The 11,283-nt window shown below is 58.0% G+C and carries 4 protein-coding genes; 3 read left to right on the forward strand and 1 reads right to left on the reverse strand.

The window, feature by feature from the left end:
- Positions 1-186: 186 nt before the first annotated feature.
- Positions 187-3,747: a helicase-exonuclease AddAB subunit AddB gene (addB, locus tag NST04_RS12005; protein ID WP_341184419.1), complete on the forward strand. Its 3,561-nt coding sequence runs from the start codon at positions 187-189 to the stop codon at positions 3,745-3,747.
- On the forward strand, positions 3,744-7,931 hold the full coding sequence (locus tag NST04_RS12010; RefSeq protein ID WP_341184420.1) for a UvrD-helicase domain-containing protein: 4,188 nt from the start codon (positions 3,744-3,746) through the stop codon (positions 7,929-7,931). The genes addB and NST04_RS12010 overlap by 4 nt, the downstream gene beginning before the upstream one ends.
- Positions 7,932-8,140: 209 nt before the next feature.
- On the opposite strand, the gene NST04_RS12015 is transcribed toward NST04_RS12010, so the two are convergent.
- The gene (locus NST04_RS12015) at positions 8,141-9,547 is read right to left on the reverse strand and encodes a transposase (RefSeq protein WP_341182742.1); all 1,407 of its coding nucleotides are present in this window, start codon (positions 9,545-9,547) and stop codon (positions 8,141-8,143) included.
- Positions 9,548-10,100: 553 nt separating this feature from the next.
- Here NST04_RS12015 and NST04_RS12020 point away from each other — a divergent pair.
- Positions 10,101-11,282, forward strand: coding sequence for an exonuclease SbcCD subunit D (locus NST04_RS12020; RefSeq protein ID WP_341184421.1), 1,182 nt, complete (start codon positions 10,101-10,103; stop codon positions 11,280-11,282).
- Position 11,283 lies beyond the last annotated feature (1 nt).

The following is an 11,283-nucleotide window of genomic DNA, read 5'->3' on the forward strand; positions in this document are numbered from 1 at the left end:
CTCGACGAAACGGTACCGTCTTTTAAAAGGACTGCAAAGCGGTTTTCACTTAGTGTGTTTTGCAAACAATGGCAAACGTACGTTCTGGAGCGTGCGGTGGAGGTATGCTATACTATTGAGACGAGAGTTTTCATAGATTCTGGTGTCGCATAGAGTGCCAGAATTCAACGGAAGGAGTCTGCTGAAATGACGGTTAACTTCATCATCGGCCGCTCGGGCAGCGGCAAGACAACTACAATATGGGAGCGGGTATCCGCAAGGCTGAAGGCAGAGCCGCTGGGGGCCCCGATCATTATACTTGTTCCCGAGCAGGGATCGTTCGGAGCGGAACGGGGACTACTGGCGGCGGGCGGTGTGAAGGGAAGTCTGCGCGCCCAGACGCTCAGCTTCTCGCGTCTTGCCTACCGGGTGAAGCAGGAGACCGGAGGGAGCGCGAGTCTGCCCATCAGTGAAGAAGGCAAGAAAATGCTGATCTACAAGATTATCAGCAAGCGCAAGGAGGAGCTGAAGCTGTTCGGCGCTTCCTCGGACCGGCCGGGATTTGTGGAGCGGCTCAGCAGTCTGCACACGGAGCTTAAGCGCTGCTGTCTTGGAGCCGGAGACCTGGAGGAGCAGATCGGCAGAATGCGGGATGCCACACTGGGCAGCCCTATACTGGCCGGGAAGCTGGATGATCTGCATCTCGTCTTCAGCGAGCTGGACCAGGAGATGTCACAGCTCTATATCGATGAAGAGGACAGGCTGGCCGAACTGTCTGAGCATATCGCGGACTCTGCCTATATCCGCGGCGCTGAGATCTGGGTGGACGGCTTCCACGGCTTCAGCAACCAGGAATTCATCGTCCTACGTGAGCTGATGCAGTATGCTGACACCATGAACATTGCGCTTACACTGGACCGGATCTATCCGCCGGGCGCTGCCCCGCATGAACTGGAGCTGTTCCATCCGGCGGCGGTTACTTATATTAAGCTGCGGGGGTTAGCAGAGGAGATGGGACTTACCGTGTGGGATGAGCTGCTGGCTCCGCCCGTCCTGCCAAGGTTCAAGGACGCTCCCGTTCTCGCACATCTGGAGCGCGGTTTACAGCGCCGGCATCCCTGGACAGGACCGGCTGAACAGGTGAAGGAAGCCATCAGCATCCGGGCTGCGGCTTCACGCCGCACCGAGGTGGAGGGCGTGCTGCGCGAGATGCAGGCCCTGGCCAGAGAATCGGGAGCCAAATATGGGGAAATGGCGGTATTCATGCGCAATATGGCCGATTATGAGCCGTTGATCGCCCCGTTATTTCAGGACTTCGGCGTTCCGTTCTTCCTGGACCAGAAGCTTAGTGAGCTGCATCATCCGCTGGTGGAATTCATCCGCTCTGCCCTGGATGTCGTCCGCCGCCGCTGGCGTTATGAGGATGTGTTCCGCTGCGTGAAGACAGAGCTGCTGCTGCCGCTGGACGGAAGCATTACCCGCGCTCATATGGATGAGCTGGAGAACTACGTGCTGGCTTGCGGAATTCACGGCTACCGCTGGACGGACGGGCGATCCTGGAAGGGGATTCCCCGCCTCTCGCTGGAGGGCAGTGAAGCTGTTGATGAAGCGATGCTGGCAAGGATGGAGGCCTGCCGGAAGGCGGTCACCGAACCGCTGCAGGCGTTTGAGCAGAGAATCAAAGCCAGCCGCAGCGGCCTGGAGCTATGCCGGGCGGTATATCTGCTGCTGGAGGATACGGAAGCGGCACGTAAGCTTGAAGGGATGGGAGCGGAGTCTCTGAAGCAGGGCCGTCCGGAAGCCGCACGGGAGCATAGCCAGCTCTGGGGCGCTGTTCTGGGTCTGCTGGACCAGATTGCCGAAATGATGGGCAAAGAACGGATAGAATTCAGCCTGTTCGCCGGGGTGCTGGAGACCGGGCTGGCAGAGCTTAAGATGGGGCTCGTCCCGCCCGCACTTGACCAGGTGCTGGTAGGTACGATGGACCGTACCCGGGTGTCGGGAGTGAAGTACGCCTTCCTGCTCGGTTTCAATGAAGGAGTGGTTCCGGCGCAGTTCAAGGAAGACGGCATTCTGTCCGAAGGGGAACGCCTCCTGCTGGAGAAGTCCGGTATGGAGCTTGCGCCTGGCTCATCCCGGAAGCTGCTGGATGAACGTTTCCTGATCTACAATGCGCTTACGGCAGCCAGCAGGAAGCTGTGGATCAGCTATGCTGCAGCTGATGATGAGGGGAAGGCGCTGCTGCCCTCGGAGGTTATCCGCCAGCTGCAGGGAATGTTCCCGCAGCAGTTAGATGAACACTTCCTCTCCGGCTTCCCGCCGAGCGGTAATGATGACGACGCTGTCCATATGGACTTCATCGGCCATCCTGAGCAGACACTCCGCATGCTGCTGCTTCAGCTCCGCCAGTGGCGTCAAGGTGCAGAGATCCCCGGCATGTGGTGGGAGGTCTATAACTGGTTTGCGGCGGAGCAGGGCGCAGACAAGCCAGCAGGTGAACAGGCAGCGGAATACCGCCATGCGGATCTGTCTATGAAGCTGAAGCTGGAGCGGCTGCTCGGCTCGCTGTTCTACCGTAATGAAGGCATACGGCTGAAGAAGGAGACCAGTCTGCGCTTGTATGGCGGCTCCACGCTGCGCGGCAGCGTGTCACGGATGGAGCGGTTCGTTGCCTGCTCCTTCTCTCATTTCGCTTCCTACGGGCTGAGGCTGAAGGAGCGCCAGCTCTACAAGCTCCAGGCTCCGGATATCGGGCAGCTCTTCCATGCGGCCCTCAGTGAGATGGCGAAGCGGCTGCAGGAGCAAGGCCGCAGCTGGGGCAGCATGACTGCGGAGGAATGCCGCACGGAGGCGGGGAAGACCGTAGACAAGCTGTCTCCGCTGTTACAGGGAGAGATTCTGATGAGCAGCAAGCGCTACGGTTATATCTCGCGCAAGCTGAAGAATATTGTCGGCCGCGCTTCGGTCATCCTCGGGGAGCATTCGCGGCGCGGGAGCTTCGAGCCGGTTGGGCTGGAGCTGGATTTCGGTCCCGGACAGGAGCTGCCTCCGCTGAGAATTACACTGCCGAACGGCTGTGTCATGGAGGTGGTCGGGCGGATTGACCGGGTGGATAAGGCTGAAGGGGAGCAGGGGATTCTGCTGCGGGTTATCGATTACAAATCAAGCCAGAAGGACCTCAAGCTGCATGAGGTCTACTATGGATTGTCGCTGCAGATGTTAACTTACCTTGATGTGCTGCTGACCTATTCCGAGCAATGGCTCGGCCAGGCAGCACTGCCTGCCGGAGCGCTCTATTTCCACGTTCATGACCCGCTCCTGACCTCAGCCAACGGAATGAACCGGGAGCAGGCGGAGCAGGAGCTGATGAAGCGCTTCAAGATGAAGGGCCTGCTGACCGCTGACCGCGAGGTGGTCTCGCTGATGGATACCACACTCGACAAAGGGTATTCCTCTATTGTTCCGGTAGCGCTGAAGAGTGACGGCAGCTTCTACAGCAGCGCATCTGTAGCTACCCCAGAGCAGTGGGGGCAGCTGCGGTCCTCGGTGCGCAGCACGATCTCGGAGATCGGGACCAGCATTACGGAGGGGGATGTGGCGATACAGCCTTACCGCATCCAGCAGGAAACAGCCTGTACCTTCTGCTCCTTCCGTCCCGTCTGCCAGTTCGATGAAGCGGTGGAGGGCAATAGTTATAACATTCTAAGTAAGCCGGGCAAAGAAGTAATCTGGGATATGCTGTCCCGCAAAGGAGGAGAGAAGCTGTGAGCACAAGACCTGTACCCGAAACGAAGCCGGAAGGCAGTCTGTGGAGTGACGACCAGTGGCGCGCCATTGCCGAGAGCGGCAGCGATATTCTCGTGGCGGCGGCAGCCGGTTCCGGCAAAACGGCGGTTCTCGTCGAGCGGATTATCCGCAAGATTAGCAATGAGGAAGCAGGCTTCAGCGTGGACCGGCTGCTGGTGGCAACCTTCACCAAGGCAGCCGCCTCCGAGATGCGCCAGCGTATCCGGGAAGCGCTGGAGCGTAAGCTTGCGGAGGACAGTGAAGGCGGGAATGAATACCTGCGCCGCCAGCTTGCTCTCTTGGGCAGAGCCTCCATTACCACGCTGCATTCCTTCTGCCTTGAAGTAATCCGCCGGTATTACCAGATGATTCCGATTGATCCCGGCTTCCGTATCCTGAATGAGCATGAAGCGGAGATGATGCGCCAGGAGCTGCTGGAAGAGCTGCTGGAGGAGAAATACGGCGAGGTTGCCGGGGACGGGGAAGATACCCTGTTCGTGCAGCTCGCAGACTGGTTCAGCGGTGAACGGAGCGATGATGCGGTGCATTCGCTGATCCAGCGGCTGCATGATTTTGCGCGCAGCCATCCCTGGCCTGCGCAGTGGCTGCGGGATACCGCAGCCGACTTTGCGCTGCCGGATGCTGAGGCTCTGAGCCATACGCCTTGGGTGCAGAGCATTCTTGCCGAAGCCCGGCTTACACTGAAGGGGGCGATCAGCCAGCTGGAGCAGGGGCGTGAGATCGCGCTTCAGCCCGCCGGTCCGGCGCCTTATGCGGAGAATCTTGCAGCCGATCTGGAGATGGCGCAGGGTCTGCTGGATGCGGTAGAATCGCAGCCCTGGGCCGGATTATATGATATCTTCATGGAGATCTCCTTCGGGAAGCTGAAGCCCTGCAAGAAGGATGCTACGGACCCTCTGCTTCAGGAGAGCGTGAAGGCGATCCGGGATCAGGTGAAGAAGAGCCTGCTCGAGCTGCAAAAATCCCTGTTCGGCCGTCCGGCGGAATCCTTCCTGGGTGAACTACATACGGCGGCTCCGCTGATGCAGGAGCTGGCAGAAACCGTAATCGCGTTCGGTGAACGCTACCGTCTGGAGAAGGCAGGCCGCGGGCTGGTGGATTTCAGCGATCTGGAGCACTACTGCCTGCAGATTCTGCGCCATCCGGACTCGCAGCCGGGGCATTCGTTCCCGTCGGATGCGGCGATAGAGTACCGCAGCCAGTTTGACGAAGTGCTGCTGGATGAATATCAGGATACCAACAGCGTACAGGAGGAGATTGTCCGGCTGATCTCCCGGGAAGCCCCCGGTAACCGCTTCATGGTCGGGGATATGAAGCAGAGTATATACAGGTTCCGGCTGGCGGAGCCGGGACTGTTCCTGGATAAATACCGCAGGTTCAGTAATGAGCTGTCCCACAGAGACAGTGCGGGCAGCGACCTGCATGCCGGTGAGGCAGAGGGCCGGGCGGCGGGGACTGATCCGGGACAGGAGAAACAGGAAGATGGCCTGGTCATCGATCTGGCCCGCAATTTCCGCAGCAGGCTGGAAGTGGTGAATGCGGTGAATATGGTCTTCCGGCAGATCATGGACAGCAATGTCGCGGAGATCAGTTATGACGAGCGGGCAGAGCTGGTATACGGAGCGAATTTCCCGGAAGCCGCAGAGAAAGGGCCGGATACTTATTTTGCGCCGGAGCTGCTGCTGATCGACAAGGGGGGCTCTGCCCCGGGGCCGGCGGACGAAGCAGCAGAGGGCGATGAGCTGCCTCTTCTGGAGCTGGAGGCTGCCGAGAGTGAGACTGCGCAGCTGGAAGCACGGGCTATTGCCCGGCGCATCTCGCAGATGACGGGAATGACCGGCGGTGAGCCGCTGCTGATCTATGATAAAGCACTGCGGATCATGCGTCCCGTAGTCTACGGCGACATTGTTATTCTGCTGCGTTCGGCCCGGGTATGGACGCCGCTGATGATTGAGGAGCTGCGGGGTGAAGGTATTCCGGCGTACGGTGACCAGAACAAGGGGTATTTTCAGGCTACGGAGGTGGAGATTGCCCTCTCCCTGCTGCAGATTGTCGATAATCCCCGTCAGGACATTCCTCTAGCCGGAGTACTGCGCTCCCCGGTGGTGAATCTCCGGGAGGAGGAGCTGGCGAAGGTGCGGCTGTGCAGCAGAGGGATGTTCTACGATGCGTTGGTTGCGGCTTCTGAAGCAGGGGAGGCACTGCGGGACAATCCGCCGGATCTGTTCTGGGAGGCCGCGCTGCTGGCGGGGCAGGATGCCGGTACCGGTGACACAGCTGGAGAGACAGCCGCCGCGTCAGAGCTTACGCCATCGTCAGGAAATGAGGGTGTACAGGAAGGTATAACTGACGGAACTGATGCTTCGGCGGCGCTGCGGGATATTCCGCTTACGCTGCAGCGTAAGCTTAAGTCCTTCCTGGACAGGCTGGAGAACTGGAGAAATGCGGCCCGGCAAGGAAGCTTAAGCGAGCTGATCTGGAGGATCTACCGTGAGAGCGGGTATCTGGAGTGGGTCGGGGGGCTTCCTGGAGGCTTTCAGCGCCAGAACAACCTGAAGGCGCTGTATGACCGGGCTGTTCAATTCGAGAACGAGACCTCGGCCAGAGGACTGTTCCGCTTTCTGGTGTTCATCTCACGGCTGAGGGAGAACGGCGGCGATCTGGGGGTTGCCGGAGGAAGCAGCGAGGAGGCCGGGGGCGTCAGAATTATGACGATCCACAAGTCCAAGGGTCTGGAGTTTCCTGTTGTCTTCCTGGCAGGCATGGCCAAAATGTTCAACCGTCAGGACCTGCATTCTCCGTTCCTGATGCACAAGGAGCTTGGCTTCGGGCCGCGCTTCGTGGAGCGGGAGACCCGGGTCAGCTACCCGACGCTGCCCTATCTGGCGATTAACCGCCGATCGCGGCTGGAGCTGCTCGCTGAGGAGATGCGCGTGCTCTATGTCGGACTGACCCGTCCGCGCGACAAAATGATTTTGGTCGGCACGGTTAGAGATCTGCCGCGCACGGCTTCGGGCTGGGCAGCGATGCAGGGCCGCGAGGAACTGCTGCTGGCGGATCACCTGCTGGCCCGGGGCCGCAGCTATCTGGACTGGGTGGGACCGGCGCTGATCCGCCACCCTGCCGCTGCTATTCTGCGCAAGCTGGCAGGCAGTGAGGGGCCGGTATCCACTGTGCTGCATGGCGATGAGTCGAACTGGAGCATTACGGTGACTGGTGCAGCGGAGCTTAGCCCGGGCGCTTTTCTTGCCGGGGATGGTGATCAGGACAAGAACGAACAACGCCGGGTAATTCTGGAGGCGCTCCGCAGGGGGAAGACGGTGTCAACACCTGAGACCCCGGCCGCTGCGCAGATTGCGGAGAGACTGGGCTGGACTTACCGGTATGCGGCAGCGTCAAGCATCCCTGCTAAGACCTCGGTCACCGAGCTCAAGGGGTTATTGTCGATGCAGGAGCAGCCGTCGTACGACCAGCTGGAGGAGCGGAAGCTCCCGGGCGGACCGGACGAACGGAACGAACGCGGGTATAGGGACAGCCTGCATCTCCAGCGGCCGAAATTCATGGAGCAGCGGGGACTTACCCCTGCCGAGCGCGGAACGGCCTACCATACAGTGATGCAGCATATTCCGCTGGATGAGCCGGTAGACCGGTCTGTGCTGGAGGCCACGCTTACGCGTCTTGAAAGGCTTGCTATCCTTAGCAGGGAACAGGCGGATGCGGTGGTACTGGAGGAAGTTGAGCAGTTCTGCCGGAGTGAGCTGGGCCACAGACTCTTCCATTCTGCCTGGAAGACCAGAGAGCAGCCCTTCAGCTACACGATGCCAGCTGGTGAAGCCTACCGGGGACTTGATTATCTGGATGAAGCGGCTGCCGGACTTGCGGATGGGCCGGGCGGCGGTGATTTTGCGGAGACAGTACTGATTCAAGGGGTGATCGACTGCCTGTTCCGGGAAGAGGGACGGCTGATTCTGCTGGATTACAAAACAGATCATATCCCTCCGCACGGGGACGGGCTTGCACAGCTGACGGACAAATACCGTTTCCAGCTGGAGCTGTACAGTAAGGCACTGCTGGATATTTTGGGCGAGCCGGTCAGCGAGGTATGGCTGTACTTTTTCGACGGCGGACATGCTGTTAGGTTGTGAGTAGTGGGGAAGGGTTGCGTTTGCTGCGGTGGAGATAGGTGCTGAGCGGTAATTGAGACAAATTATATGCTTGCGGTCTGGCGATCGTTGGCTGAGCGAAGTCGTTCTCCCTCAGAATGATGCGAAATGTTGCACTTATGAGTCAATTTCATAATTCAGTTTGCTAAATAGCAAGATTTGGCCAAAATCTAAAATCAATTTTTAAAAAATCAGGCTACTTGCTGGGAGTCTTTCAACTGTTGGTTCAACTTGTCTAACGCAAACTTGCTCAAATTGTACGCGAGCGTACTGAGCTGGAAATCGACACTTGCCCGGACACCGCGGTGGCGTGTGCGTTTCAACCCGAAATACTCTTTGAGATAGGCAAATACACGCTCCACGGCCGTCCGCTTGTTGTATAGCGTGGTAAAACTTTCGCTGCCTCTGGCGGGATAGGTATGCAAACGCAAATCCGTTTGGATGCGAATTTTAAACACTTTTTGGCAAGAGGTACCGGACAGCGCACAGCCTTGGCATTCACTAGGCCGGGTGTACTTCAGGGTCTCATATTTGGCCTCAAAACTGTCGTAACGGTACGCATGCCCTTGAGCGCACACCGGCGTGTAATCCAGATTCATTCCCGCAGGCGGGTCTTTGTGGTGAATCAGAGAAATCGCAGGATAGGCGCCGAGCGAATGAATCAACTGGTAGATTGCCGCGCAGTCGTAGCCCTTGTCGCCCAAGATATGCTTGACCTTTAGCATGGGAAACTTCAGGAGCAGGCCTTTGAGAAGGACGACCGCCATACGCTGGTCATTCGGATGGGCTGAACTCCAGAGGCCGCTTAGGATATACTGGCTGTCCGTGTCGACCAGCAGATTCGCCTTGAACCCGTAATAGCTGGTCATTCGGCCCTTCGTATTTTTCTTGTCACAACGCGCAGCATGCCGGGGCAACGCGGTCAGCAGTTCATCGTACGTGTAGGGCAACATCGCTTCAATGGTTTTCTGGAACGGTCCGAGACTTTGTTCATAAGCTTCCATTTCCTCGCGCCGACGTTCCTTTTCCGCCGGGGACGGACGACCAGGCTTGCTATACCTGGGTTTCTTCAGCGGCTTGTTCACCGTCTTCGGCTCAGGCTCGGAATGTTCGAGCTGAAGTTGTTCAGCCACCGGAGCTTCACCTTTCTTTTGCTCCCGGCGAGCCGCACGACGCTTGGAGGCCGATTCGCTAAATTGGCAATCCCACGCCTCGACCATGGAGGAATCCACAGCAAGATGGGTGCCGCTCACAAACCCTTCTTCTAGGGCAGATGTGACTAGGCGATCCTGCAGTTGTTCCAGCATTCCCGTTTGCTCCAGCGCATGAATCAAACGAGAATAGGAGGCCTGGCTGGGAATGTTGTCCGAGCCCGTAAACCGGCACTGGACTCGAAATTCGTTGCTATGATTCAATCGCCGGACCAAGGCAGAGACAAACTCGATGTTCTCCATTTTAGCAATCAGCAGCGAGTAGATCATGGCAGGTACGTTTAATTTTTCAGGCCGTCCGCGATGGCTCTTTTTCCCCAGTGCGAATAGAACTGGAGCTAAATGTAAGTGTTCAAAGATTTGGCTGTATTTATCTTCCGGAGCCATCTGGAGCAATTCCTCAAAGGAAAACAGTTCTTCTTGTCGAATAGAATAGATAGGGATTACCTCTTTTCTTCTCGGGTGTTGGTTTCGTCGCCTATAACTTCGAGAATTTGGGGAGGTACTCCTTTTTCTATGCTCAAAAAAACCAGATATAGCAAGGGTTTTGAATTATGAAATTGTCTCCTTATTACAGCTTGAGTGTAGACATTGCTGCGTGTTGGATCGGATTGCTGTATGAAAGACAAGAATAGCTCTGTACATCGGCCTGAAGCAGGGGGAATGCTGCCATTCTTGCAACAATTCCAGTATAAGAACGCTACTTAGCGCAGGAAGGTTGTATTTCGTGCAGGATTAATTGGCCGATGACGAGGTGCAGCCGCCGTTAACCTAATTCAACCTAATTCAACCTCGAACAGAAGGAAAGATCAACGAAATCAGGAGACAACAGCGTATGGAAGTCCAAAGGTACACCTCAGAGACGGTCATGCTTTGAGTTCAAATCTTAAGTTCTTTTTATATATGATTGCCGCAGACAGGCGGGGAAAAGAGGGCGGAAATGCGCATATTGCATACGGGCGACTGGCATCTGGGCCGGACACTGGAGGGCCGGAGCCGGCAGAAGGAGCAGGAGCAGTTCGTGGATGAGCTGGTAGAGATTGCCGATTCCTCCGGGGCGGATCTGATTCTGATGGCGGGGGATGTCTACGATTCGGTGAATCCTCCGGCTGCGGCGGAGCAACTGTTCTATGACGCGGCGGCCAGACTGACGGCAGGCGGCCGTCCGCTGGTGGTTATCTCGGGCAATCACGACCAGCCGGAGCGCGTAGCTTCCGTGTCTCCGCTTGTCCGCAGACAGGGGATTACGCTCGTCGGAATGCCGACTTCGGAACCGGTCACGGTGCATGCTGCCAGAACTGGCGAGGTTGCCAAAATCGCTGCGCTCCCTTACCCCTCCGAAGCCCGGCTGGGCGAGCTGCTTGCCGGAGACAGCGGAGAGGCTGAGCTGCGGCTGGCTTACAGCGCCCGGGTCGGGCGGCTGATGAATCTGCTTGGACGCGAGTTCACCCCGGAGACCGTTAACCTGGCAATGAGCCATATCTATGTCCTGGGCGGCGTGGAGAGCGACTCCGAACGGCCAATTCAGGTCGGCGGCGCCTATACCGTTGATCCATCGGCACTCTCTTGCGGCGCGCAATATACGGCACTTGGGCATCTTCACCGCGCCCAGCGGGTCAAAGGCGACGGGATGATCCGCTACAGCGGCTCCCCGCTGGCTTACAGCTTCTCCGAAGCCGGTCAGGCCAAGTCGGTGGCCATGATTGATGTCGCACCGGGCGGGGAGCCGGTGTTCGAGGAGATTTATCTTTCCTGCGGGCGGCCGCTGGTGAACTGGAAGTCCACAGGCGGATTGCAGGAGGTCTACGGCTGGCTGGATGAGGGCAGGGACGCCGGGGCATTTATTGATCTGGAGCTGCGGCTAACCGAGGCCATGTCTATGAATGATATCCAGCGGCTGCGCAAGTCACGGGAAGGCATTGTCCATATCCGGCCAATCTATCCGCAGATGGAGCAGGAGCTGGAAGAGATGTCCCGCTCCCGCATGCCGGTACAGGAGCTGTTCCGCAGGTTCTATCAGCGCCAGACCGGCGGTGCGGAGCCGGATGACAGTCTGATCGCACTTTTCCTGGAGCTGGCTGAAGAAGAGCGGCATGAAGCTGCGGAAGGGGAGGAGAACTGAT

It is taken from the genome of Paenibacillus sp. FSL H7-0756 (assembly GCF_038006765.1).
Classification (GTDB): domain Bacteria; phylum Bacillota; class Bacilli; order Paenibacillales; family Paenibacillaceae; genus Paenibacillus_AQ.